Source organism: Streptomyces yunnanensis (assembly GCF_029011865.1).
Classification (GTDB): domain Bacteria; phylum Actinomycetota; class Actinomycetes; order Streptomycetales; family Streptomycetaceae; genus Streptomyces; species Streptomyces yunnanensis.
The window spans coordinates 3,584,135-3,608,407 of record NZ_CP095749.1 but is presented as its reverse complement, the minus strand read 5'-3'; the positions used below and the strand labels follow the sequence as shown (position 1 = coordinate 3,608,407).

At 73.0% G+C, this 24,273-nt stretch carries 26 protein-coding genes; 16 read left to right on the top strand and 10 right to left on the bottom strand.

Annotated features, from left to right (window positions below):
* Positions 1-34: 34 nt before the first annotated feature.
* Together dapE and MOV08_RS15610 are read left to right on the top strand one after the other, a co-directional pair.
* On the top strand, positions 35-1,135 hold the full coding sequence (gene dapE / locus MOV08_RS15615; RefSeq protein ID WP_275307787.1) for a succinyl-diaminopimelate desuccinylase: 1,101 nt from the start codon (positions 35-37) through the stop codon (positions 1,133-1,135).
* Between the two features lie 105 nt (positions 1,136-1,240).
* Positions 1,241-1,993, top strand: coding sequence for an LOG family protein (locus MOV08_RS15610; protein WP_039633061.1), 753 nt, complete (start codon positions 1,241-1,243; stop codon positions 1,991-1,993).
* Positions 1,994-2,169: 176 nt separating this feature from the next.
* Here MOV08_RS15610 and folP read toward each other — a convergent pair whose 3' ends face one another.
* Complete coding sequence (gene folP / locus MOV08_RS15605; RefSeq protein ID WP_275307786.1) at positions 2,170-3,030, bottom strand: dihydropteroate synthase; 861 nt, start codon at positions 3,028-3,030, stop codon at positions 2,170-2,172.
* A 93-nt stretch (positions 3,031-3,123) separates the two neighbouring features.
* On the opposite strand from folP, the gene MOV08_RS15600 reads away from it, so the two are divergent.
* Positions 3,124-3,603, top strand: coding sequence for a DivIVA domain-containing protein (locus MOV08_RS15600; RefSeq protein WP_275307785.1), 480 nt, complete (start codon positions 3,124-3,126; stop codon positions 3,601-3,603).
* Positions 3,600-4,205, top strand: a complete 606-nt coding sequence (locus MOV08_RS15595) for a DNA-3-methyladenine glycosylase I (RefSeq protein WP_275307784.1) — start codon at positions 3,600-3,602, stop codon at positions 4,203-4,205. Before MOV08_RS15600 ends, MOV08_RS15595 begins: the two co-directional genes overlap by 4 nt.
* Before the next feature lie 40 nt (positions 4,206-4,245).
* Here MOV08_RS15595 and chcB read toward each other — a convergent pair whose 3' ends face one another.
* A complete protein-coding gene (gene chcB, locus MOV08_RS15590) occupies positions 4,246-5,046 on the bottom strand; it encodes a 2-cyclohexenylcarbonyl CoA isomerase (RefSeq protein ID WP_275307783.1) in 801 nt (266 codons plus the stop codon).
* Between the two features lie 323 nt (positions 5,047-5,369).
* Here chcB and MOV08_RS15585 point away from each other — a divergent pair, with 323 nt between their 5' ends.
* Positions 5,370-5,537: a DUF3117 domain-containing protein gene (locus MOV08_RS15585; RefSeq protein WP_003985072.1), complete on the top strand. Its 168-nt coding sequence runs from the start codon at positions 5,370-5,372 to the stop codon at positions 5,535-5,537.
* A 171-nt stretch (positions 5,538-5,708) separates the two neighbouring features.
* On the opposite strand, the gene MOV08_RS15580 is transcribed toward MOV08_RS15585, so the two are convergent.
* Entirely contained in the window at positions 5,709-6,392 is a 684-nt protein-coding gene (locus MOV08_RS15580) for an O-methyltransferase (RefSeq protein ID WP_275307782.1), read from the bottom strand.
* Positions 6,393-6,691: 299 nt separating this feature from the next.
* Between MOV08_RS15580 and sigE the strand changes: the two genes are divergently transcribed.
* The 5 genes from sigE to MOV08_RS15555 all read left to right on the top strand — a co-directional run bounded on the left by sigE (position 6,692) and on the right by MOV08_RS15555 (position 11,880).
* Positions 6,692-7,393 carry an RNA polymerase sigma factor SigE gene (gene sigE / locus MOV08_RS15575; RefSeq protein WP_039633050.1) on the top strand — a complete coding sequence of 234 codons (702 nt, stop codon included), beginning with the start codon at positions 6,692-6,694 and terminating at the stop codon, positions 7,391-7,393.
* Positions 7,390-8,337 carry an anti-sigma factor family protein gene (locus MOV08_RS15570; protein ID WP_275307781.1) on the top strand — a complete coding sequence of 316 codons (948 nt, stop codon included), beginning with the start codon at positions 7,390-7,392 and terminating at the stop codon, positions 8,335-8,337. The genes sigE and MOV08_RS15570 overlap by 4 nt, the downstream gene beginning before the upstream one ends.
* 151 nt (positions 8,338-8,488) lie before the next feature.
* On the top strand, positions 8,489-10,501 hold the full coding sequence (locus MOV08_RS15565; RefSeq protein ID WP_275307780.1) for a S1C family serine protease: 2,013 nt from the start codon (positions 8,489-8,491) through the stop codon (positions 10,499-10,501).
* Positions 10,502-10,618: 117 nt separating this feature from the next.
* Positions 10,619-11,116, top strand: coding sequence for a sec-independent translocase (locus MOV08_RS15560; protein ID WP_039633044.1), 498 nt, complete (start codon positions 10,619-10,621; stop codon positions 11,114-11,116).
* A 116-nt stretch (positions 11,117-11,232) separates the two neighbouring features.
* Positions 11,233-11,880: a hypothetical protein gene (locus tag MOV08_RS15555; protein WP_039633042.1), complete on the top strand. Its 648-nt coding sequence runs from the start codon at positions 11,233-11,235 to the stop codon at positions 11,878-11,880.
* A gap of 133 nt (positions 11,881-12,013) precedes the next feature.
* Here MOV08_RS15555 and MOV08_RS15550 read toward each other — a convergent pair whose 3' ends face one another.
* The 3 genes from MOV08_RS15550 to MOV08_RS15540 all read right to left on the bottom strand — a co-directional run bounded on the left by MOV08_RS15550 (position 12,014) and on the right by MOV08_RS15540 (position 15,185).
* Entirely contained in the window at positions 12,014-13,180 is a 1,167-nt protein-coding gene (locus tag MOV08_RS15550; protein WP_039640885.1) for an Mrp/NBP35 family ATP-binding protein, read from the bottom strand.
* 96 nt (positions 13,181-13,276) lie between these two features.
* Complete coding sequence (locus MOV08_RS15545; RefSeq protein WP_039633040.1) at positions 13,277-13,888, bottom strand: DUF1003 domain-containing protein; 612 nt, start codon at positions 13,886-13,888, stop codon at positions 13,277-13,279.
* Positions 13,878-15,185: a magnesium transporter MgtE N-terminal domain-containing protein gene (locus MOV08_RS15540; protein ID WP_039633038.1), complete on the bottom strand. Its 1,308-nt coding sequence runs from the start codon at positions 15,183-15,185 to the stop codon at positions 13,878-13,880. The genes MOV08_RS15545 and MOV08_RS15540 overlap by 11 nt, the downstream gene beginning before the upstream one ends.
* Before the next feature lie 216 nt (positions 15,186-15,401).
* Here MOV08_RS15540 and MOV08_RS15535 point away from each other — a divergent pair, with 216 nt between their 5' ends.
* A complete protein-coding gene (locus MOV08_RS15535; RefSeq protein WP_039633036.1) occupies positions 15,402-16,172 on the top strand; it encodes a hypothetical protein in 771 nt (256 codons plus the stop codon).
* A 20-nt stretch (positions 16,173-16,192) separates the two neighbouring features.
* Here MOV08_RS15535 and MOV08_RS15530 read toward each other — a convergent pair whose 3' ends face one another.
* Together MOV08_RS15530 and MOV08_RS15525 are read right to left on the bottom strand one after the other, a co-directional pair.
* The gene (locus MOV08_RS15530; protein ID WP_275307779.1) at positions 16,193-16,735 is read right to left on the bottom strand and encodes a ferredoxin reductase domain-containing protein; all 543 of its coding nucleotides are present in this window, start codon (positions 16,733-16,735) and stop codon (positions 16,193-16,195) included.
* A gap of 95 nt (positions 16,736-16,830) precedes the next feature.
* Complete coding sequence (locus MOV08_RS15525; protein ID WP_102926114.1) at positions 16,831-17,958, bottom strand: magnesium and cobalt transport protein CorA; 1,128 nt, start codon at positions 17,956-17,958, stop codon at positions 16,831-16,833.
* A gap of 511 nt (positions 17,959-18,469) precedes the next feature.
* Between MOV08_RS15525 and MOV08_RS15520 the strand changes: the two genes are divergently transcribed.
* The 4 genes from MOV08_RS15520 to MOV08_RS15505 all read left to right on the top strand — a co-directional run bounded on the left by MOV08_RS15520 (position 18,470) and on the right by MOV08_RS15505 (position 21,941).
* The gene (locus tag MOV08_RS15520) at positions 18,470-19,054 is read left to right on the top strand and encodes a suppressor of fused domain protein (RefSeq protein ID WP_275307778.1); all 585 of its coding nucleotides are present in this window, start codon (positions 18,470-18,472) and stop codon (positions 19,052-19,054) included.
* 415 nt (positions 19,055-19,469) lie between these two features.
* Positions 19,470-20,108, top strand: a complete 639-nt coding sequence (locus MOV08_RS15515) for a DUF6758 family protein (RefSeq protein ID WP_039633028.1) — start codon at positions 19,470-19,472, stop codon at positions 20,106-20,108.
* 189 nt (positions 20,109-20,297) lie between these two features.
* Entirely contained in the window at positions 20,298-21,152 is an 855-nt protein-coding gene (locus tag MOV08_RS15510; protein WP_275307777.1) for a PHP domain-containing protein, read from the top strand.
* A gap of 183 nt (positions 21,153-21,335) precedes the next feature.
* A complete protein-coding gene (locus MOV08_RS15505; protein ID WP_039633024.1) occupies positions 21,336-21,941 on the top strand; it encodes a MarC family protein in 606 nt (201 codons plus the stop codon).
* A gap of 115 nt (positions 21,942-22,056) precedes the next feature.
* Here the strand turns inward: MOV08_RS15505 and MOV08_RS15500 are convergent, their stop codons facing one another.
* Positions 22,057-22,212, bottom strand: a complete 156-nt coding sequence (locus MOV08_RS15500; protein ID WP_099055693.1) for a hypothetical protein — start codon at positions 22,210-22,212, stop codon at positions 22,057-22,059.
* Between the two features lie 210 nt (positions 22,213-22,422).
* Here MOV08_RS15500 and MOV08_RS15495 point away from each other — a divergent pair, with 210 nt between their 5' ends.
* Entirely contained in the window at positions 22,423-23,349 is a 927-nt protein-coding gene (locus MOV08_RS15495) for an NYN domain-containing protein (protein ID WP_039633022.1), read from the top strand.
* 52 nt (positions 23,350-23,401) lie between these two features.
* Here MOV08_RS15495 and MOV08_RS15490 read toward each other — a convergent pair whose 3' ends face one another.
* Positions 23,402-24,268, bottom strand: coding sequence for an alpha/beta fold hydrolase (locus MOV08_RS15490; protein ID WP_275307776.1), 867 nt, complete (start codon positions 24,266-24,268; stop codon positions 23,402-23,404).
* Positions 24,269-24,273 lie beyond the last annotated feature (5 nt).

Sequence of the window (24,273 nt, the reverse complement as noted above, 5' to 3'; positions counted from 1 at the left end):
ACGTACCCGAGGGCCGCCGGATAGGGTCGGCTCCATGGAGCGCACCACTCACCCCGGCCTTGACCTGTCGCTGGACGCCGCCGCGCTGACCGCCCAGCTCGTCGACTTCCCGTCCGAGAGCGGCGACGAGAAGGACCTCGCGGACGCCGTCGAGAACGCCCTGCGCGCCCTGCCGCACCTGACCGTCGACCGGTACGGCAACAACGTCGTGGCCCGCACGCACCTGGGCCGCGCCGAGCGGGTGGTGCTCGCCGGACACCTCGACACCGTGCCGATCGCCGACAACGTCCCGTCCCGGCTCGACGAGCACGGCGTCCTGTGGGGCTGCGGCACCTGCGACATGAAGTCCGGGGTCGCCGTCCAGCTCCGGATGGCCGCCACCGTCCCCGCCCCCAACCGGGACCTGACCTTCGTCTTCTACGACAACGAAGAGGTCGCCGCGCACCTCAACGGCCTCGGCCACGTCGCCGACGCCCATCCCGACTGGCTCACGGGCGACTTCGCCGTCCTCCTGGAGCCCTCCGACGGCCAGGTGGAGGGCGGCTGCCAGGGCACCCTCCGGGTCCTGCTGCGCACCCGGGGCGAGCGCGCCCACTCCGCGCGCAGCTGGATGGGCGCCAACGCCATCCACGCCGCCGCCCCCATCCTGGCGAAGCTCGCCGCATACGAGCCGCGCCGCCCGGTCATCGACGGCCTGGAATACCGCGAGGGCCTCAACGCGGTCCGCGTCGAGGGCGGGGTGGCGGGCAACGTCGTCCCCGACGAGTGCACCGTCACCGTCAACTTCCGTTACGCGCCCGACCGCACTGCCGAGGAGGCGGTGGCCCACGTCCGCGAGGTCTTCGCGGACTGCCCCGTGGACGAGTTCGTCATCGACGACCACTCCCCGGGGGCGCTGCCCGGGCTGTCCCACCCGGCGGCCCAGGCGTTCATGGCGGCGGTCGGCGGCACCGCCAAGCCCAAGTTCGGCTGGACCGACGTCTCCCGCTTCAGCGCCCTCGGCGTCCCGGCCGTCAACTACGGGCCCGGCGAGGCGCTGCTGGCCCACAAGAAGGACGAGCGGGTCGCGATCGACCGCATCCTGCACTGCGAGGAGCGGCTGCGCGCCTGGCTGACCGCCGGCCCGGCGGCCTGACGGCCCCGTCGCCGACCGCCCGCATACCCGGCGAATTCCCTTCCGCTTCACACCGACGGATCTACGCTGAAGTGGCAAACGATCTGTCAGCGGAGGGAGCACGTCATGGTCGACCCCGAGGGAGCGTACGTCCCTGAGGAGCAGCGACTGGGCCCCGTACTGCGCCGGCACGACCAGGTGCAGACCGGCACGACGACGGACCAGCGGCTGCTGGATTCCGAAGGCCCCTCCGAGTGGGTGCACACCGACCCCTGGCGCGTGATGCGGATCCAGTCGGAGTTCGTCGAGGGCTTCGGCGCGCTGGCCGAGCTGGGCCCGGCCGTCAGCGTCTTCGGCTCGGCCCGGACCCCGCGCGGCACGGCGGAGTACGACGCGGGCGTGCGGATCGGCGCCGCGCTGGTGAAGGCCGGCTTCTCGGTGATCACCGGAGGTGGCCCCGGGGCCATGGAGGCCGCCAACAAGGGCGCCTTCGAGGCCGGCGGCACCTCCGTCGGGCTCGGCATCGAGCTGCCCTTCGAGCAGGGCATGAACGAGTACGTGAACCTCGGGGTGGACTTCCGCTACTTCTTCGTCCGGAAGACCTGTTTCGTGAAGTACGCGCGCGGCTTCGTCGTCCTCCCCGGTGGACTCGGCACCCTCGACGAGCTCTTCGAGGCGCTGACCCTCGTCCAGACCCGCAAGGTCACCCGCTTCCCGATCGTGCTGTTCGGCTCGGACTACTGGAGCGGGCTGCTCTCCTGGCTGCGCGAGACGGTGGTCGCCCAGGGGAAGGCGTCGGCGCACGACCTGGAGCTGTTCCACCTCAGCGACGACGTCGACGAGGCGATCGCCCTGGTGACCAAGGAGGTCGGGATCTAGAACCGGGGCCGGGGCCGGGGCCGGGATCGGGGCCGGGGCCGGGATCGGGATCGGGATCGGGGACGGGGACGAGGGCGGGAATCGGGAATACCGCCCGCCCCCGCCCCGTTGTGGCCCCGCAGGGGGCGCGGCCGTCCCCTAGGGAATCCGTTCGCACGCCCCCTGGGCGCGTCCCCTCACGCCAGGCCGCGGCGGGCGACCGCCGGCGGGCGGTGGCCGGCGATCGAGGCCACCATGTCCAGCACCTGGCGGGTCTCGGCGACCTCGTGGACGCGGTAGACCTGGGCGCCCAGCCAGGCGGAGACGGCGGTGGTCGCGAGGGTGCCCAGCACCCGCTCCTTGACCGGCTTGTCCAGCGTCTCGCCGACGAAGTCCTTGTTGGACAGCGAGACCAGCACCGGCCACCGGGTCTCCGCCATCTCGCCGAGCCGCCGGGTCGCCTCCAGGCTGTGCCGGGTGTTCTTCCCGAAGTCGTGCCCCGGGTCGATCATGATCCCGTCCCGCCGGACGCCCAACTCCACGGCCCGCTCGGCCAGTCCGAGCGTCACCCGCAGGATGTCGGCCATCACGTCGTCGTAGACCACCCGGTGCGGCCGGGTACGCGGCTCGGCGCCGCCCGCGTGGGTGCACACCAGGCCCACGTCGTACCGCGCGGCGACCTCGGCGAGCCGCGGGTCGACCCCGCCCCAGGCGTCGTTGAGCAGATCGGCGCCGGCCTCGCACACCGCCTCGGCGACCTCGTGCCGCCAGGTGTCGACGCTGATCACCACGTCGGGGTGGCGGCGCCGCACCTCGGCCACGAAACCGACCGTGCGGCGGGCCTCCTCCTCGGCGTCCACCTCCTCGCCGGGGCCGGCCTTGACGCCGCCGATGTCGATGATCGCGGCGCCCTCGGCGATCGCCTGTTCCACGCGGTGCAGCGCGGGTTCGTCGCGGAAGGTCGCACCCTGGTCGTAGAAGGAGTCCGGCGTCCTGTTGACGATCGCCATGATCACCGGCTCATGCGCCCCGAACTCGCGTTTTCCCAGCCGCAGCATTCCCTTGACTCCCTCTCCGTGGTCCGGGAGCGACCCTAACTGTCAGACCCGCATGGCACGATCGGTGCAGGCACTCAGTCCGGGGAGTTGGTCGTGTTCTGGTTCATGCTGATCGCGCTGGTCGTGGTGGTGGCCGCGGTCACGCTGGTCGTCGTCGGCGGGGGAGACGCCGGCGGGGAGGGCGGCGGCCTGCGCGAGGCCGAGCCCGCGGGCCTGTACGACCCGCTGCCCCAGGACCGCCCGCTGGCCCGGGCCGATGTGGAGGCCGTCCGGCTGCCGATGGCCGTCCGCGGCTACCGCATGGACGACGTCGACGACGTCCTGGACCGCCTCGGCGCCGAGCTCGCCGAGCGGGACGCCCGGATCGCCGAGCTGGAGGCCGCGCTGGCCGGCGCCAACGCCGCGGCGATGGGCGGGCCGGGCCTCATAGAGGGGGCGTCGCCGGTGCCGCCCGCGGTCGGACCGGCCGGGCGGCCGGGTACACCGGGCGGTGCCGCGGAGCCCGACAGTCCGGATGGCCCCGAGCGGGGAGACGGCCGCGCCGAGCGCGGAGAAGGCGAGGAGCAGGCATGAGCGGAGTGGTGACGGCGCCCGACGGCGTCCCGCGCTGTCCCTGGGGCATGGAATCCGAGCAGATGGCGGACTACCGCGTCTACCACGACACGGAGTGGGGCCGTCCGGTCCACGGCGACGACGCGCTCTTCGAGCGGATGAGCCTGGAGGCGTTCCAGTCCGGGCTGTCCTGGATCACGATCCTGCGGCGCCGCGAGGGGTTCCGCACCGCGTTCGCCGACTTCCGGATCGCGGAGGTGGCGCGGTTCACCGACGAGGACGCCGAGCGGCTCCTCGTCGACCAGTCCATCATCCGCAACCGCGCCAAGATCACCGCGACGATCGCCAACGCCAAGGTCGCCGCCGACCTGGCCCCCGGCGAGCTCGACGCGCTGATCTGGTCCTATGCCCCGGCCCGGGCCGGCCGCCCGGCGCCGCGCACCAGCGGCGACCTCCAGCCGGTGACCCCGGAGTCCACCGCCCTCGCCAAGGACCTCAAGAAGCGCGGCTTCCGGTTCGTCGGCCCGACCACCGCGTACGCCATGATGCAGGCGTGCGGCCTGGTCAACGACCACCTCGCGGACTGCCATGTGCGCGCGGTGGTGGAGGCGGCGGCAGCCTGACCGCCGGCCGGGCCCGCCGCCCGTTCACCGCGCGCCGGGCTCAGCGCCCCAGGAAGACCGGCTTCTCCTTCTTGACGAACGCCTCCACCGCGCGGTGGTGGTCCTCCGAGGCCCCGGCCCGGACCTGGAGCTCGTCCTCCTTGTCCAGGGTCTCGGCGAGCGCGCGCCCGGCGCCGAAGGCCAGCGACTCCTTGATCGCGGCATAGGCGGCGGTCGGCCCCTCGGCCAGCCGGCGGGCCACCGCCGCCGCCTCGTCGGCCAGCTCGTCCGCGGGGACGACCTTGTTGGCGATGCCCAGCTCGTGCGCCTCCTGGGCGCCGACCGAGCGCGGGAAGAGCAGCAGGTCGGCGGCCCGGCCGTGGCCGATCAGCCGCGGCAGCGTCCAGGACATCCCGGAGTCCGCGGTCAGCGCCACCCCCGCGAACGAGGTGTTGAAGGAGGCCGTGTCGGCGACCACCCGGTAGTCGGCGGCCAGCGCGAAGCCCGCACCGGCGCCCGCGGCGACCCCGTTGACCCCTGCCACCACCGGCTTGGCCATCCCGGCCAGCGCCGTGACGATGGGGTTGTAGTGCTCCCGCACGGTGTTCATGGTGTGCCCGGTACCGGTCTTCCGGTCCTCGGCCAGCAGCCCGATGTGCTCCTTGAGGTCCTGCCCGACGCAGAACGCGCGCCCGGTGGCGGTCAGCAGCACCGCCCGTACGGCCGGGTCGGCGGCGGCCTCCTGGAGGATGTCCCGGAGCGCGACCTTCGCCTCCGTGTTCATCGCGTTCATGGCATCGGGGCGGTTGAGAGTGACCGTCGCCAGTCCGTCGGTCACGTCGTAGAGCACGGTGTCGGCCATAGTGGAGTCCCCTCCGTCGCGGCTCTGGACTGCCCGGTAACGGCAGCCAGCGCTCAGGATGCCGGAGATCATCCGGCGACGGCATGTGACGTACGTCAAAGATTGTGGGCGCGAGGGGTGGCGGAGAGTGGCGCAGTATCGCAGGGCGCTCCCCGAATTGGGTGGGTTTGCGGGAGCGCGTTGCCAAAGGGATGCCCCCTGATGTTGGTCATCGGGTCGTTCGATGCGGGATAATGGCCTGGAAGCAATGTGTTCGACGCCGGTGACACGCGCCTAACAAGGCCATCGGCTGAGATGAGCTGGTTTCAGGAAGGGGAACGAGCATGGCGGCCATGAAGCCGCGGACGGGTGACGGCCCGCTCGAGGTGACCAAGGAGGGGCGGGGCATCGTCATGCGCGTTCCGCTCGAAGGCGGCGGTCGGCTCGTCGTCGAGCTGACCCCCGACGAGGCCAAGGCCCTGGGTGAGGCCCTAGAGAAGGTCACCGTCTGACGAGGGCGGAGAAACCGCTGCGGTTTTCGGGGACTCCACCCCGGTACCTCCAGCCAGATACCCCGGCCCCGGCACGCGGCACGCCACGACACGGCGTGCCGCGTGCCGGGGCCGTTTCGCGTGCCCGCGCGGTCGTGGATCGGTGCTCCGGCCGGGTCGGGGACGAGCGGCTCAGCCGCGCCTGACCGCACAGAGCAGCCCGTCGCCGACGGGTAGCAGGGCCGGCACCAGCGCGCTGCTCTCCCGAACGGCCCGCAGCAGTTCGCGGACCCGCAGCACCTCGTCGGGCTGCTCCGCGGAGTCCACCGTCCGGCCGTCCGCGAAGACGCCCTGGAAGCAGACCAGGCCGCCGGGGCGCAGCAGACGCAACGATTCAGCGAGGTACTCCAGGTACTCCATGAGGTCGCCGTCGCAGAAGACGAGGTCGTAGCCGCCGTCCGCCAGGCGCGGCAGGACGTCCAGGGCCCGGCCCGGGATGAAGCGGGCGCGGTTGCCGGCGAAGCCCGCGGCGCGGAACGCCTGCTTGGCGAATGCCTGCCGCTCCGGTTCGAGGTCCACGGTGGTCAGCACGCCGTCCGGGCGCATGCCGTGCAGGAGGTAGATGCCGGACACCCCGGTGCCGGTGCCGATCTCGGCGACGGCCTTGGCGTCGGCGGTGGCGGCGAGCATCCGCAGGGCCGCGCCGGTGCCGGCGGTCACCGTGCGGACGCCGACCTCCCGGGCGCGGTCGCGACACCAGAGCAGGGCGGTGTGGGCGTCGTCGTCGAGGGTTCCGGCGCCGTACGCCTCGGCGAATGCCAAGCTCGTCTGCCGGTTGCCGGTAATGGCCCTCTCCTGTCCCCGTAGTTGACGCAACCGTGACTGTATCCGCTGTGCGCGGGAACCCGCAGATGGGACCGGGCGTTAGGAGAGGGCGAGGGGAGAGACGGGGGGACGCACCGGTGGATACCGCGCAAGAGGCCCGGCGAGAGCCGCGGCAGGACGAGAAGCCAGACCAAATGCTGGTCAAAACTGCTTATCCGGAGCTAACGGGCGAGGTGGATATGGTAGGGGCTCTACTGGACACCACCAGAGCCACCAGGGGAGGTGCGGCTGCGGCGGGTGACCGAAGGGTGCGCAGGCGCTTGCGACGGTCGTTTGCCGGGCCGAAATCCGTGACCAACACCGCTGACCGATTCCGCCCTCACGGCCCCAAGGCCAGGGGAGGGGCCCCCATCGCCGACGCCCCCACCGCGACCTTCGCCGCCGACGCGGACGTGCAGGCGTGGTCTCCGCCCACCTGGGAGGAGATCGTCAGCACGCACAGCGCACGGGTGTACCGCCTCGCCTACCGCCTCACCGGCAATCAGCACGACGCCGAGGACCTCACGCAGGAGGTGTTCGTCCGCGTCTTCCGCTCGCTGTCGACGTACACCCCCGGCACCTTCGAGGGCTGGCTGCACCGCATCACGACCAACCTCTTCCTGGACATGGTCCGCCGCCGTCAGCGCATCCGCTTCGACGCGCTCGGTGACGACGCCGCCGAGAAGCTCCCCAGCCGTGAGCCCGCACCGCAGCAGCAGTTCGACGACACCCACTTCGACGCCGACGTCCAGCACGCGCTGGACACCCTCGCGCCCGAGTTCCGCGCCGCCGTGGTGCTCTGCGACATCGAGGGCCTGTCGTACGAGGAGATCGCCGCGACGCTCGGCGTCAAGCTCGGCACGGTCCGCAGCCGGATCCACCGGGGCCGCTCCCACCTGCGCAAGGCGCTCAAGCACCGCTCGCCGGAGGCGCGCGCGGAGGAGCGCCAGGAGCAGCGGCGCGAGCAGCGGACCCTGGCCGTGGTGCCCAGTAGGGAGGTCGGAATCGCGTGAGCGGCAGTGGCGGTCCGTCCCCCGCCGAGCAGCATCTCGGCGACCGCCTCGCGGCCCTGGTCGACGGTGAACTGGGGCACGACGCACGGGAGCGGGTGCTGGCGCACCTCGCGACGTGCGGGAAGTGCAAGGCGGAGGCCGACGCGCAGCGTCGGCTGAAAAGCGTGTTCGCGCAGGCGTTGTCCCCCGGGCCCTCCGAGGGGCTGCTGGCGCGCCTTCAGCAGTTGCCCGGCGGCGATCCCGACGGGCCCGGCAGCCGGCTGGGCAACGGCACCTTCGGCCGCGGCGAGTTCGCCCGTGGCGACGGTGCGTTCCGTTACGTGCCCTCGGACGACCACCTCGGCGGTGCCATGGCGGCCGTCGCCGCCCCGTCCCGGGCGCGCGGCTTCCGGGTGCAGGAGCCGGAGCGCGGCGCCCCGCAGCGGCGCCGGCTCGCGTTCGCGGCGGCCGGGGCGGTCTCGTTGGCGGCGTTCGCGCTCGGTGGCGCCCTCCCGCTGGAGGCCGCGGTCGACGTGCCCGGCCCCCGCGCCGAGGGCAGCGGCACCGCGGTCACCCCGCTCGGCGCCCGTCCCGCGGCCGGCTCCGGTGTCTTCTCCCGCGATGCGGGGGGCCCGATCGCGCGTGAGCCCGGTCCCGGGTCCTGGCCCTCCGCCAGCGACCCCACCGGCGCCCCTGCGCCGAGCCCGATGTCCCTGCTCGCGCCGGGCGAGAGCCGTCCCTCGGACGCGGTGCCGGCGTTCAGCCCCGCGCCCGGCCGTTTCGGTCTCTCGCCGCTGATAGCCGCCACCGGCCCGGCGACGGATTTCCGCTTCGCCCAGCTGTCTGCCTTGAGTGGGAATGTCCCGGTAAGTCATGTCCCGCCGTCGCTGCCGCCCCTGGAGCCGATGCGGCCCCTGCTCGGCTCGTCGGCCCCCACCGGCCAGGCCGCCTCCGGCCCGCACTGACCGGGCTCTGCGCGTCCCCGCCCGGAACTGGTTGAATCCCTTCTCGGGCGGCGCGCCCCTGCCCGGGGCGCGTACCGCACGGGCCTGTCGCCGGACAGGCCCCAGGTGGCGGTGGCCCGCGCAGGGTCGCGGGTGAATTGTTGGGGAGAGCATGGACGACGCGAAGGCCGCCGGGCCCAAGCTGAAGTGGTGGAGCCGCCCGGAGCAGGTTCCGGGGCCCGGGCAGCCCGCTCCGGCGGCCGGGGAGCCGGAGCCCGGTGCGTCCGGGGCCGAGGCGTCGGGCGACTGGGTCGTCCGCCCGCCGCAGCCCGCGCCCACGGCGGCGGCCCCCACGGCCCCGGACGCCGCAGGTGCCGCAGCCGCCACGGAACCCGCAGAAGGCACGGATGCCGCGGGAGCCACGGGCGTCCAAGCGACCGGTGCAGAACGGGAGTTGGCCGCCGCGCCGACGGAGACATCCGGGACGGCGCCCGCGGCGGAGACCGCCGGTGCCCAGCCCGTCGAGGACGCGTCGGCCGCGCCCGCCCCCGCGGAGCGCCCCGCCGCGACGATGACGCTCGGCCAGGTGCCCGCCGGTGCCCGGGCCGATCGGCTGCCCGACCCGCGCACCGAGCCCCCGGTGGCGCCCGACGCCGCACCCCCTGCCGCGCCCCCCGCCCCCACCGGCGGCGCGCCGCGGCAGCGACCACTGCACCCCGAGGACCCGTACGGCACGCCGCCCTACGGTGGCCCCGGCCCGTGGGCGCCGGCCCCGCTCGTCCAGCGCCCGACGGCCACGCCCGCCCACGGCACCGCGCTCCCGCCCGCGCCGCCTGCTCCGCCCGCCCCGGCGCCGGTGGCCCACGCTGCCCCGCAGGACGCCCCGGCCGGCCCCGTCGCCGGACCGCGGCCGACCGGCCCCGAGCCGGCCGAGGGCGGCTTCGTCCCGCACCCCGGAGACGGCGGCCCCCGCCCCGCGCCCCCGGCCGCGCCCGCCGCCTGGCAGCAGTACGACCCCTGGAGCGCGCCCCGGCCCGTCGGGGCGGCCGTCGCGCCCCCGCCCCGGCGGCGCGGCCGGCGCTCCGGGCTGGTGGTCGGCGCCGTGGCGTTGGCGCTGCTGGCCGGCTGCGTCGGCGGGGTGGCCGGCGCATACGTCGAGCGGTACGGCGGCATCGACGACATCAAGCTGCCCCAGGTGGCGGGGGACGCGGGGAGCCGCAGCCCGGAGAGCGTGGCCGGGATCGCCCGGGCGGCGCTGCCCGGCGTGGTGACCCTGCACGTCCGCGGCAACGCCGAGCAGGGCACCGGCACCGGCTTCGTGCTCGACCGGCAGGGGCACATCCTCACCAACAACCACGTCGTCGAGCCGGCCGGGACCGGCGGCGAGATATCGGTGACGTTCAGCGGCGGGCAGACCGCCCGGGCGAGGGTCGTCGGGCGGGACGGCGGCTACGACCTCGCGGTGGTCCAGGTCGAGGGCGTCACCGGGCTGCACCCGCTCACCCTCGGCGATTCGGACGCGGCCCAGGTCGGCGACCCGGTGGTGGCGATCGGGGCGCCCTTCGACCTCGCCAACACCGTCACGTCCGGGATCATCAGCGCCAAGCAGCGACCGATCACCGCGGGCGGCAAGAAGGGCGACGGCAGCGATGTGTCGTACGTCGACGCGCTGCAGACCGACGCACCCATAAACCCGGGCAACTCGGGCGGGCCGCTGGTGGACGCCAAGGCCCGGGTGATCGGGATCAACAGTGCGATCCGGGCGGCCGACAGCGGCAGCGGCGGGCTGGACGGCGGCGGTCAGGGCGGCTCCATCGGGCTGGGCTTCGCCATACCGATCAATCAGGCCAAGCGGGTGGCCGAGGAGCTGATCAACACCGGCCGGGCCACCCACCCGGTGATCGGCGTCACGCTGGAGATGGAGTACGCCGGCGACGGCGCCCGGGTCACCGAGGGCGGCAAGACGGGCACGCCGCCGGTCACCCCCGGCGGTCCCGGTGCCAAGGCCGGCATCCGGCCGGGCGACGTCATCACCCGGGTGGACGGAGCGCCGGTGCACAGTGGTGAGGAGCTGATCATCAAGGTCCGCAGCCACCGGCCGGGGGACACACTCACGCTGACGGTCCAGCGGGGCGGCGCCGAACGGCCCGTCCGGCTGACACTGGGTTCCTCAAGCGGGAGCTGATCGTTTGTACGGTGTTGGCACGGGCGACTCCCACCCGACGCCCGGGGCCAGGTACCGTGAGAGACGGCCTTGGCCCAAAGGCCCTCGAAGGCCGCGGATACCCCAAGGAGCTGCAAGGTGTTCTTCGACATAGGACCCCTAGAGCTGGTAGCGATCGTGGTCCTCGCGGTGCTCATCTTCGGGCCGGACAAACTGCCCAAGGTCATCCAGGACGTGACGGGGTTCATCCGTAAGGTCCGGGCGTTCTCCGACAACGCCAAGGAGGACATCCGCAGCGAGCTCGGCCCGGAGTTCAAGGACTTCGAGTTCGAGGACCTCAAGCCGCGGAACTTCGTCCGCAAGCACGTGCTGGAGAAGGACGAGTACGGCCTGCGGGAGCTCGCCGAGATCCGCGACGGCTTCGACCTGAAGAAGGAGATGGCCGACGTCACCGAGGCGGTCCGGGACTCCACCGCGCCCCGCCCGGCGCCGGCTGCCCCCGCCGCGTCCGGTGGTGCGCCCCTGAGCCTCTCCAAGGAATCCCCGGCCGCGTCCGGCGGCCGACCGGACATGTTCACCAAGGGCGCCGACCCGTCCCGCCGGGAGCCGCCCCCGTTCGACGCCGACGCGACCTGACATCTCGTATGCCCGGCTGGGTTGACCCCACTGGCTATGCTCCGGGTGTCCGGGGTGAGGTCGCCTGAGGGGGGCGGGCCGCCCACGACGCAGGGCAACGAGGAGGCTCCGCGCAGATGGAGACGACGAGTCGGGCGGTCACCCGCGAGGTGACCGCCGATACCGGCCGGAAGGTCGACGGCTATCTGCTGGCCGCATTCCCGTGGTACGGCCTCGATGAGGCGTTCACCGGACCGCGCTGGCTGATGCAGGTCGGCTCGGCCGCGGACGGCACCGTCGAGCACGGTGCGACCGGTCATGGCGTGGAGCCCACCATAAAGGTCGAGAAGCCGGAGGACGAGCGCTTCGCGGTGGTGGTGACGGTCGCCAGTCGGCCGGTGCGGCGCAGCGCGGACGGCACCGGCGTCCTGGAGGCCACCTCGGTCTCGACGGCGGCCTGGCTGGCCGGTTCCGGTCTGCTCTCCCACACCTGGCCGACCCAGATGGACCGGACGCTGCGCCAGGACTGGCTGGACCAGCAGACGACGCTCGCCTGGGAGTTGGCCGACGACCTCGGCGAGGAGAGCTGGAGCGAGCTGATGCTGCCGGTGGACGGGGTGCCGACGCCGTTCTGCTACCGCGAGTCCGAGTACGGCTGGGTGCTCGCCGGGACCGCCGGCCAGGACGGGCCGGAGGGGGTGCACCTCGGTGCCTACGGACGGGGGATGAGCGCGTACGGCCTGGGCTTCTCGGTGATCAAGGACCTGAGCGCCTACGGGGGCTGAGCGCCCGCAGGGGGGCGCGTGCGGGATGAGGTGCGGCCCCTTCGGGCGGCGCGCGCGACGCACGCAAAAGGGCGGACCACTGCGGATCCGCCCTTCCCGGCGTCGTACGGGACCGGCGACCGGCCCGTGGCGATCAGAACTTGTTGCGCGGGGTGATCCCCAGCGACATGCCCGCCAGACCGCGCTGACGGCCGCCCAGCTTGCCCGCGATGGCGCGGATCGCCGCACCGGCGGGGGAGTCCGGATCGGTCAGCACCACCGGCTTGCCCTCGTCGCCGCCCTCGCGGAGCCGGACGTCGATCGGGATGGCGCCGAGCACCGGGACCTGCGTGCCGGTGGTCTTCGTCAGGCCCTCGGCGACCCGCTCGCCGCCGCCGGTGCCGAAGACGTCGACCATCTCGTCGCAGTGCGGGCAGGGCAGCCCGGACATGTTCTCCACCACGCCGACGATCTTCTGGTGGGTCTGCACAGCGATCGAGCCGGCCCGCTCGGCGACCTCGGCGGCCGCCTGCTGCGGGGTGGTGACCACCAGGATCTCGGCGTTGGGGACGAGCTGGGCCACCGAGATGGCGATGTCGCCGGTGCCCGGGGGCAGGTCCAGCAGGAGGACGTCCAGGTCGCCCCAGTAGACGTCGGCGAGGAACTGCTGGAGGGCGCGGTGCAGCATCGGGCCGCGCCAGACGACCGGGGCGTTGCCCGGCGTGAACATGCCGATCGAGATGACCTTCACGCCGTTGGCCGACGGGGGCATGATCATGTTCTCGACCTGGGTGGGCCGGCCGTCCGCACCGAGCATCCGGGGCACCGAGTGGCCGTAGATGTCGGCGTCGACCACGCCGACCTTGAGGCCGTCGGCGGCCATCGCGGCGGCGAGGTTGACCGTCACCGAGGACTTGCCGACGCCGCCCTTGCCGGAGGCCACCGCGTAGACCCGGGTCAGCGAGCCGGGCTTGGCGAAGGGGACCTCCCGCTCGGCGGTGCCGCCGCGCAGCGCCGTGGCCAGCTCCCGCCGCTGCTCGTCGCTCATCACGTCCAGCTCGACCGCGGCGCGGGTCACACCGGGCACCCGCTCGACGGCCTCGCGGACGTTGCTGATGATCGTCTCCCGCATCGGGCAGCCGGAGACCGTGAGGTAGACCACGACCGCCACCGAGCCGTCCGCGGCGACATCCACCGATTTGACCATCCCCAGTTCGGTGATGGGGCGGTGGATCTCGGGGTCGTTGACCGTCGCGAGCGCTTCGCGGATCGCGTCCTCGCTCGGCGCGGAGCCGGTGGGCTGGGGCGTGTCTGTTGCCATGCACAGATAGTACGGCCGCGCGAAGCGCGCCCCCAAGGGGTGGTGGTCGGGCGACGGGAGGGCGGACGGCGGGTGAGGGCGCCTCCGGAAAGGCTCTCAGCGGTCGCGTTCGTCACGCTCCGGGTGCTCGCCGTCGGCCGTCTGCCGCAGTTCCAGCTCCCGCAGCAGGTCCTCCAGTTCGGAGCGGATCCAGTCGCGGGTGGCGACCTCGCCCAGGCCCGTCCGCAGTGCCGCGATCTCCCGGGTCAGATACTCGGTGTCGGCGATGGAGCGCTCGTTCTGCTTGCGGTCCTGCTCGTGGGTGACCCGGTCGCGGTTGTCCTGGCGGTTCTGCGCCAGCAGGATCAGCGGCGCCGCGTACGACGCCTGCAGCGAGAGTGCCAGGGTCAGGAAGATGAAGGGGTAGTTGTCGAACCGCAGAGAGCCGGGCACGGTGACGTTCCAGCCGATCCACAGGATGATCGTGACCGTCATCCAGACGATGAAGCGGCCGGTCCCCAGGAAGCGGGCGATCTTCTCGGACATCCGCCCGAACGCCTCCGGGTCGTACTCCGGGAAGAACGTCCGGCGCGGCACCCGCGGGAGGTCCAGCCGCACCCGCGGTCGCGGCTCGGCGCCCCGGGACCGCTCCCCGGCGCCGCCCCGGCGCACCGCCGAGGCGCCGTGCATCCGCCGCTCCTTGGGGTTCTCCCGGTCCTCAGTGCCCATCGGCGGTCTTCCCGTGCGGCCCGGCGGCATCGTCGCCGGTCGGCGTGCGGCCGTGCAGCCCGGCCTCCCGCCAGTCGTCCGGCAGCAGGTGGTCCAGCACGTCGTCGACGGTGACCGCGCCCAGCAGCGCCCCGCCCTCGTCCACCACCGGCGCCGCGACCATGTTGTACGCGGCCAGGTAGCTGGTCACCTCGGGGAGCGGGGTGTCCGGCGGCAGGGCCGGCAGATCGGTGTCCACGATGAAGCTGACGAGGGTGAACGGCGGGTCCCGCAGCAGCCGTTGGAAGTGCACCAGGCCCAGGTACTTGCCGGTCGGCGTCTCGTCCGGCGGGCGGCAGACGTACACCTGGGCGGCGAGCGCGGGGGAGAGGTCCGGGTCGCGCACCCGGGCCAGCGCGTCCGCGACGGTGGCGTCCGGGCGCAGCACGATCGGCTCGGTGGTCATCAGGCCGCCCGCGGTGCGCTCCTCGTAGGACATCAGCCGCCGGACGTCCGCCGCCTCCTCCGGCCGCATCAGGGTCAGCAGGCGCTCCTTCTCTTCCTCGGGGAGTTCGGAGAGCAGGTCGGCGGCGTCGTCCGGGTCCATCGCCTCCAGGACGTCGGCGGCCCGTTCGTCCTTCAGCTTGCCGATGATCTCGACCTGGTCGTCCTCCGGCAGCTCCTCCATGACGTCGGCCAGCCGGTCGTCGTCGAGCGCCGCGGCGACCTCGGCGCGGCGCTTGGGGGTCAGGTGGTGCAGGACGCCGGCCAGGTCCGCCGGGCGCAGCTGCTCGAAGGTGGCGAGGAGGTTCTCCGCGCCCTGCCCGTGTTCCTCCAGGGAGAAGCCGGTGACCGCCGACCATTCCACCGTCAGGGTCTCTCCCTTGCGCCGCAGCGCTCCCCCCTTCCCGCGCCGGACGAAGACCTTGTCGATCTCCCAGTCGCGGCGGGCCGGCAGCTGGGTGATGCCGATGTCGAGCACGGTGACCTCCTCGCCGGTCTCGACCAGCCGCACCCGCCGGTCCAACAGCTCGCCGAAGACCAGCGTCTCCGACGCCCGCTGCTCGAAGCGCCGCATGTTGACCACGCCGGTGGTGACGATCTGGCCGGACTCCACGCCGGTCACCCGGGTCATCGGCACGAAGATCCGGCGCCGGCTGATCACCTCGACCACCAGCCCCAGCAGCCGCGGCGGGCGGTCCCCGACCCGGAGCAGCGCGACGAGGTCCCGCAGTCGCCCGACCTGGTCGCCGTTGGGGTCGAACACGGCGATGCCGGAGAGGTGGGAGACGAAGATCCGGGGAGTGACCACCGCCATGAAAAGCGCCGCCCTTCTCCCTTTCCGTCCGGATAGCTCCATAAAAGACCGGAGAACAATGCATTGATCCTGGTTCAGGCTAACCCGTCGGGGTGGGCCGCGCCCCGACGGGAACGGCCGTCCGGTGGCCGCCCGGCATCCGGTCTGCGGGCCCGCGCCCCCCGGGTACGCTGCCGTGAGCTGTCGAGGTCACCCGCATCAGGAGGCAGAGCCGACGTGAGCGCCATCCCCCCGGACACCACCCGTCGACCGCCGGCCCGCACCCGACGCAGTGGGCGGGCTGCGCTGGTGGCGGCGGTGTGCGCGGCGCTGACCGCGACGGTGGCCGGCTGCGCGGCGGAGGACCCGGACGCCGGCACCAACGGGGTCGGCAAGCTGCCCGCCCAGCAGATCGAGGCCAAGGCCCGGGCCGCCGCCGCGGGCACCGACACCGTGCGGCTCTCCGGGAAGGTCGTCAGCCAGGGCGCCACCTACACGCTGGACATGCGGCTGGCCAAGAACGGCGCCCGGGGCGAGCTGACCACCAAGGCCACCTCGTTCCAACTGCTGCGGATCGACGACGCGCTCTATCTCAAGGCGGACGCGTCCTTCTGGGCCGGGGAGAAGAGCGGCTCCGCCGCCACCGCCGCCAAACTCGGCAACAAGTACGTCAAGGTGCCCGCCGCCGACCCCGTCTACCAACGCTTCAGCGGCTTCACCGACAAGGACACCCTGCTCGCCGGACTGCTCGGCCTGCACGGCGAGCTGACGGCCGGAAACCGCGGGACGGTCGGCGGGGTCCGCACCGTCCAGGTCGCCGCGGGCTCCGGCTCCGGCGGCACCCTCGACGTCTCGCTGGAGGGCACCCCGTATCCGCTGCGGTTCCAGCGCGCGGGCGGCGCGGGGGAACTCACCCTCGCCGACTGGGGCAAGAGCGTGGACCTCAAGACCCCCGACCAGAGCCAGGTCGTCGACTACGGCAAGCGGATCTCGCAGACCGGCGGCTGACCGCCGCGGACCCGGGCCGGTCAGCCCCTGCGGCCCCGGCGCAGCAGCTTCGGCAGCGCGGCGGGCACCGGTCGGCGGGTGATCGCGGGCGAGGCCGGCGGCGGTGCGGCGTGCGAGCCGTCCGGCATCCGGCCGGGGCGCTGCTCCGCCTCGCCGGCCGGCGTCAGCCGCAACACCCGGCACTCCCGGGCCCAGCGCTCGGCGATGGTGTCGGCGTCCGGCGCGTTGAGCCGCTTGCCCTTCAACTCCTCGACGGCGGCCTGCCACTCCTCGCCGCCGGGCGGGAGTTCACGGACCGCGGCCGGCCAGGCGACGAGCCGGCCGCCCTTGTCCTTGCTGCGGACGGTGACCGTGGCGGTGCCGCCGTCGGTGAGCCCCAGCGCGGCCAGCGGCTGCTCACCGGTGCCGTCGCCGACCAGGCAGACCGCCCCGTCGTGCCAGACGTGCCACAGCGCGCGGGCCGGGCCCGTCGCCCCCCGCACCCAGATCAGGCCGGACTTCTTCGTGGCCTCTTCGACGAGCGCCTGATCCAGCAGGGCCTGCGACACGGTCTCCTCCGTCATGGGCTCAGCCTAATCGGCCCGCTGACGGGTATCCGGGGGCGCCCAGGCGGTGAGACACCGAGTCCCGCCCCGGCCGGAGCAGCCGCCGGCCGGGGCTACAGCCAGCCGTTGCGCTTGAACCCGCGGTGGATCCCCAGACAGATGGTGACCGTGACGAGCATCATCGCCGGGTAGCCGTACTTCCAGTGCAGCTCCGGCATGTACGTGAAGTTCATGCCGTAGATGCCGGCGATCATCGTGGGGACGGCGAAGATGGCCGCCCAGGCGGTGATCTTGCGCATGTCCTCGTTCTGCGCGACGGCGGCCTGCGCGAGGTTGGCCTGGAGGATGGAGTTCAGCAGGTCGTCGAAGGACAGCACCTGCTCGTTGACCCGCGCCAGGTGGTCGGCGACGTCCCGGAAGTACTTCTGGATGTCGCTGTCCACCAGCCGCATCGGGCGCTCGCTCAGCAGCTGCATCGGCCGCAGCAGCGGGGACACCGCGCGCTTGAACTCCAGTACCTCGCGCTTGAGTTGGTAGATCCGCCCGGCGTCACCGCCCTTGGCGGCCCCCTTGCCGCCGGCGCCCTTGCCGTTGGTGCCCGAGCTGAAGACGTCGATCTCCACCTCGTCGATGTCGTCCTGGACCGCGCCGGCCACCGCCATGTAGCCGTCGACGACCTGGTCGGCGATGGCGTGCAGCACCGCGGACGGGCCCTTGGCCAGCCGCTCCTGGTCCTCCTGGAGGCGGTGCCGCAGCGCGCGCAGCGAGCCCTGGCCGCCGTGCCGGACGGTCACGATGAAGTTCGGGCCCGTGAAACACATCACCTCGCCGGTCTCCACCACCTCGCTGGTCGAGGTCAGCTCGGCGTGCTCCACGTAGTGCACGGTCTTGAAGACGGTGAACAGGGTGTCGTCGTACCGCTCCAGCTTGGGCCGCTGGTGGGCGTGGACGGCGTCCTCCACGGCGAGCGGGTGCAGCCCGAACTCCTGGGCGATACCGGCGAATTCGGCCTCGGTCGGCTCGTGCAGGCCGATCCAGACGAAGCCGCCCTCGTCCCGGACGCCGGCGATCGCCTCGCCCGGGGTGAGGTGCCCGCGCACCCGCTGGCCGTCGCGGTACACGCCGCAGTCGACGATGGCGCTGTTGGCGCAGGCCGGTGCGGCGGACGCGGTGCGGTAGGGGGAGTCGTCGCGGCGTCGAGCCGGGCGGACGGCGGCGCGCAGGTCGCGGATCATCGACATGGCAGGCTCCTTCGGGCCGGCCGTCAGTGGGGCGTGCCGCGGGCGCAACGCGGCCCGGAACGAGGGCGTACGAGGCGACAAAGGGCCGTACGTCCGCAAAGCGGGCGGCGCTCGGCGCGGGGGCTACTGACGGCAGTTCGCTGACATCACGGAAGTAAGAGTCGGAGGCGCTCTTCCGTCATCTGCGTCCGGAGCGGGAGAACTTCGTCGGTTTAGCCGCGGTGCGGCCGGGTACGGAAGCTCTCGGATCAGAAGGATCGCGGTGCGAACGGGATGACGGGAGAACTATCGGTACTGCACGGTCGACTCGGATCCACCGCAGCCCCACCTCCTCCGGCCGGTCCCCGCTGGGGGACGTTCGTCATTCCCTGACCAGACGGCAAGGCTATCAGCCGCCTGAAGCACTATGGCTCCCCTTTGCACGTTCGATACGAAGTGCAGAGCCAGGGCGCCGCCTCCGGCGCATCGGGGCGCGGCGGGCGGGCGTCGGGGCGACACCTATGCTCGGCCCATGTCTGACGTTCTTGAGTTGGTCGAGGCCCGGTTGCGCACGGCGCTGGGCGAACCGGACGCGCGTGCCGCCGTCACCTTCCTCGGTACCGACCGCATCGAGGTGCTCCGCTTCGTCGACGGGGACGTGCTCCGCTACGCCACCCTCGGAATGTCCGCCCAGTCCATGGCCGACCCCACCGCGGTGGTCGCCGACCCGCTCCGCGGCCCGCGGGCCGAACTCCTGCTCTCCGTGCGGGCCGGCCGCGCGGACACCGACAAGGTGCTCCGGCCGCTCGCCGTCCTCGCCGCGTCGCCTCAGGTCGAGGGCGTGATCGTGGCTTCCGGGGCGTCGCTGGACGTCGGCGAGCCGCTGTGGCCCGGGGCGCCGTTCACCTCGGTCCTGGTGGGGGCCTCCGGCGGCCTCGTCGAGGACCTGGAGCTGGACGAGCCCATGGAGCCGGTGCGGTTCCTGCCGCTGCTGCCGATGACGCCGAACGAGGCCGCCTGGAAGCGGGTGCACGGCGCCGAGACACTGCAGGCGCGCTGGCTGGAACGGGGCACCGACCTGCGCGATCCGCTGCGCGCCGGGGTGCCGCTGGACTGACCGCACGGGGGGCACGGTGGGGCGTACCGCCCGTGCCGTACCCGGGCGGCGCGTCAGGTCCCTTGCCCCGGCCGCCGGTTGCCGGGGCCCGCGGGATCTCAGGGGTTGGCCAAGGCCGAGCCCCCGTCCCCCTTCGTGTGCCGGGGTGCCGGCTCCTCGGCATGCGGGGTCGGCGCCCGGCGGCGGACCGCGACGATGCCGGCGCCGATCGCCGCGGGCGTCGCGTGCGCCGAAAGCGTTGACGTTTGCGCACGATGAGTTAGGCGGACTAAAGAATGCGAGATGCAGCTAATTTTCGAGGATGCGGAGCACTGGCAGGAATCAGCCAAGTGTGCGGTCCAGTACGCGATTAGGGGCACACCGGTCGGGTGATCGTCCTTGACGGGACGGCGGCCCAGGAGGACCGTTGGTCCTTATGAGGGGCGAACCCAGTTGCCCAAAGTGCGGAGGCCGGGTGCGGACGCCCGGTCTCTTTTCCGATACCTGGCAGTGCGCCATTCATGGCGCCGTGCACCCGCTCCAGCCGGTCGTCCCGCCGAGCGTCGAGGCGCTCGGTGTTGTCGTGCACCGCGCACAGGTACCGGTATGGATGCCCTGGCCGCTGCCGGTCGGCTGGCTGTTCACCGGTGTGGCCTGCGCCGGTGACGACCGCAGCGGCGGTCGGGCGACCGCCGTCGCCTGCTCCGGCCCCGGGCCGCTCGGCGGCCCCGGTGAACTCCTGCTGATCGCCGAGGAGCTGGGCGTCGGGCTCGGCGCCCGCTATGCCGGCATCGACGGCCCCGACCCCGGCCTGCACCTGCGCGTCGACAAGCCGCCGAACGCGAAGGTGTTGGCCGCCGGCCGCCCGACCCCGATGTGGCAGGTTCATGGCGCCCCGGCGGACCGCGCGGTCTTCGCCGGCGAGGCCCGCGGGCTGTGGCTGTGGGCCATCGCCTGGCCGGAGCAGTCCGGACTGCTGATGTACGACGAACTGGTGCTGACCGATCTGCGGGAGGCCGGCGCCGAAGTCGATCTACTGCCCTGCGGGGCCCTGTCGCCGAGGATTCTGAGCTGAGGCGAGCGGTGCGGCTGCGGATCTTCGGATCCGGTGGAGCGGTGGACTGACGGGGGCATGTCCGGCCGCCCGGTATCCTTCCTTCTGTAGTCCGTGGTAGTGCCGTGTAGTCCTTACGGTGGCCCGCGGTGCGGTGCCCGGCCCGGGACCACCGCCGAGTCCGTCCCGCAGCAGTCTGGAGCCCGTGCCGTGCGTATCGATCTGCACACCCACTCCACGGCCTCCGACGGCACGGACACCCCCGCGGAGCTGGTGCGCAACGCCGCGGCCGCCGGTCTGGACGTCGTCGCGCTGACCGACCACGACACCGTCGGCGGGCACGCCGCGGCGCGCGCCGCGCTGCCCGAGGGGCTGACGCTGGTCACCGGAGCCGAGCTGTCCTGCCGGCTCGACGGGGTCAGCCTGCACATGCTCGCCTACCTCTTCGACCCCGACGAGCCGGAACTCGCCCGCGAGCGGGAGCTGGTCCGTGACGACCGGGTGCCGCGCGCCCGGGCCATGGTCGGCAAGCTGCGCGAGCTGGGCGTCCCGGTCACCTGGGAGCAGGTGGCGCGGATCGCCGGCGACGGCGCCGTCGGACGGCCGCACATCGCCACCGCCCTGGTCGAGCTGGGCGTGGTCGGCTCGGTCTCCGACGCCTTCACCTCCGAGTGGCTCGCCAACGACGGCCGGGCCTACGTCGAGAAGCACGAGCTCGACCCGTTCGACGCGATCCGGCTGGTCAAGGCGGCCGGCGGGGTCACGGTCTTCGCGCACCCGCTCGCCGTCAAGCGCGGCAGCTGCGTCCCGCAGAGCGCGATAGCCGAGCTGGCCGCTGCCGGCCTGGACGGCATCGAGGTCGACCACATGGACCACGACGACGCCACCCGTGCCCGGCTGCGCGGGCTCGCCGCCGACCTCGGGCTGCTGACCACCGGCTCCAGCGACTACCACGGCAGCCGCAAGACCTGTCGCCTCGGCGACTACACCACCGACCCCGAGGTCTACGGGGAGATCGTGCGCCGGTCCACCGGTGCCTTCCCCGTCCCCGGCGCGGGCGGCTGAGCCCGCGGCACCGGTCGTCCGGCCGTTCGCCGAACCGCGTGCACCGCTGAGCGGGCCGCGCTCCGGTACGCCGCCTCCTCTTTCCTCCCTCCGCTTTCTTTCCCACGGGCCGCCGTCGGCCGTGCCGCCTCCGGTCCCGTGCGTCTCCTTCCGTTCGTCCGTACCACTCGCAAGGCCAGCACTGTGTTCGACGTCGCCGTCTTCAGTACCCTCTTTGTCACGCTATTTGTGATCATGGATCCCCCGGGAATCACCCCGATCTTCCTCGCCCTGACCTCCGGCCGGCCGGCCAAGGTGCAGCGCCGGATGGCCTGGCAGGCCGCCACCGTCGCGTTCTGCGTGATCGCCGTCTTCGGGCTCTTCGGCAAGCAGATCCTGGGGCGCCTGCACATCTCCACGCCCGCGCTGATGATCGCCGGTGGGCTGCTGCTCCTGCTGGTGGCGCTCGACCTGCTGACCGGCAAGTCCGAGGAGCCGACCCAGACCAAGGACGTCAACGTGGCGCTGGTGCCGTTGGGCATGCCGCTGCTGGCCGGGCCGGGCGCCATCGTCTCGGTGATCCTCGCGGTGCAGCACGCGCAGGGCGTCGCGTCCCAGGTCGCGGTGTGGTCGGCGATCGCGGCGATCCATGTGGTGCTCTACCTGGTGATGCGGTTCTCGCTGGTGATCATCCGCGTGATCAAGGACGGCGGGGTGGTCCTGGTGACGCGACTGGCCGGCATGATGCTCTCCGCGCTCGCCGTGCAGCAGATCATCAACGGTGTGACGCAGGTGATCCAGGCGTCCTGAGCGGCCCCGGACACGACGGCGCCCCCCGTACGGCAGGTCCGTGCGGGGGGCGTTCGCGCGTCGTCGCTACGTGGTCGTCACGTCGTCGTCCGGACGCGGTCGGCGGTGTCGGTGATCAGCTGACCGCGGCCGTGTCGGCCGGGCGGATGTAGATCCGCTGCCCTATGGCGGCGGCCTGCTGCACGATCTGGTTGACGGAGGCGGCGTCCACGACGGTGCTGTCCACGGCGGCGCCGTCGACATCGTCCAGGCGCATGATCTCGAAGCGCATACGGCTTCTCCCTTCGTCTGATCCTCCTGCGGAGAACTTTTTGACAGGACTTGCCTGGCTTCGTTGCCGGGCGTTCCGTATGGGTACAACGAGCCTACAGCTGAAATGATTCCCTACGCTAAGGAAATTTTTTCATGGTCTAAGGAATGCATCTGTGGAAGCCCGCGTGGTTGTGCCCTCCGAGCGCCCGCCCGGACAATGGATCCCGAAATGAACGACCTCCAGCCCACGGGCACCACCGACCTCGCGGCGCTCGCCGCCGGCATCGAGCGCACCAACGAGCTGCTCACCCGGGTCCTGGCGGAGGTCGCCACCACCCCGTCCACCCATGCGATCTTCGTTGACGCGGGGTACGTCTACGCCGCCACCGGGCGGCTGGTCACCGGTACGGAGGACCGCAAGGCGTTCGAGCTGGACGCCGAGGGGCTCATCGAGGCGTTCATCGACAAGGCGCGGACGATCTTCCCGGACAGCCGGCTGCTGCGGGTCTACTGGTACGACGGCGCCCGCCGCCGGATCCACACCCCGGAACAGCAGCGGGTCGCCGAGCTCCCCGACGTCAAGGTCCGGCTCGGCAACCTCAACGCCCACAACCAGCAGAAGGGCGTGGACTCGCTGATCCGCACGGACCTGGAGTCGCTGGCCCGGCACCGGGCGATCACCGATGCCGTCCTGATCGGCGGCGACGAGGACCTGGTCTCCGCGGTGGAGGCGGCCCAGGGCTACGGCGCCCGGGTCCACCTGTGGGGCATCGAGGCCCCGGGCGGCCGCAACCAGGCCGAGCCGTTGATGTGGGAGGTGGACAGCGCGCGCACCTTCGACCTGGACTTCTGCAAGCCGTACGTCACCCGGCGGACGGCCGCGGAGCACCCCGAGCCGGGGGTCGGCGAGGGGCCGGTGCCCAGCCGCGAGGAGGTCCGGTTCGTCGGGGCGCGGGTCGCCGCCCAGTGGCTGTCGGAGCGCGGCCCGGCATGGGTGGCCGATCTGCTGCCCGGCCACCCCTACCTGCCCGGCGCCGTCGACCAGGAGCTGCTCACCGCCGCCGAGGCGCTGCTGAAGCACTCCCTGCGCGGCCACGCCGATCTGCGGCGGGTGCTGCGCGACGGGTTCTGGGACCACGTGCAGGGGCGGCTCTAGCGGCGCGGCGGCGCGGCGACGTCGCGGTGCCGGCCCGGACCGTGGGCGAGCGTCAGCCGACGTCGCTCCAGAAACCCGCCAGCGCCCCGGCGGTCTTTTCCGGGCGCTCGGCGTTCGGGGAGTGCTCGGCGCCCTCGACGACCGTGCGGCGGGCGGACAGCCGACGGGCCATCGCGTCCATCAGCGCCACCGGCCAGGCGTAGTCCACGACTCCGGAGACGACGTGCACCGGCAGCCCGGTGCGGGCCAACTCGTCGACCCGGTCCGGCTCCGCCAGCATCTGCCGTGCGGTGGCGATCAGTTGCTCGGGGGCGGTGTTCAGCCAGCGCTGCCGGAGGAACGCGGCGATCTCCGGCGGCGCCGCGTCGTCCGCGGCCTCCGGCGGATCCAGCGCCCGCATGGCCTCCCACACCTGTTCCCGCTCCATCGTGCCGAGCGCGTCGATCAGCATCCGCACCCGGGCCTGCTGGGCCGGGTCGATGGCCGCCGGACCGGAGCTGAGCACGGTCAGCGAACGGAACGGGGCCGGGTCGCGGAGCACCGCGGCCCGGGTGATCAGCCCGCCGAGGGAGTGGCCCAGCAGGTGCAGCGGGCCGCCGTCGGGTACCTCCAGGGCCCGCGCCTGGGCCAGTACGTCCAGCGCCAACTCCTGCTGTTCGTACGCCTGTTGAGTGCTCCGGCCGGGGGATTCGTGCTGCCCGCGGCCGTCCACCGCGACCGTTCGGAAGCCGGCCGCGGCGAGCGGTGCCAGCAGGGCGATGAAGTCCTCCTTGCTGCCGGTGAACCCGGGGACCAGGAGGGCGGTGCCGATCGCTGCGCCGTCGGGTCGGGCGTCGTGCACGGCGAACGCGCCGCGTGCGGTGTCGAGCCGGTACGCGCGGGCGCACGGCGGCAGTGTGAGGGTGGGCGGCCTGCTCATGGGGT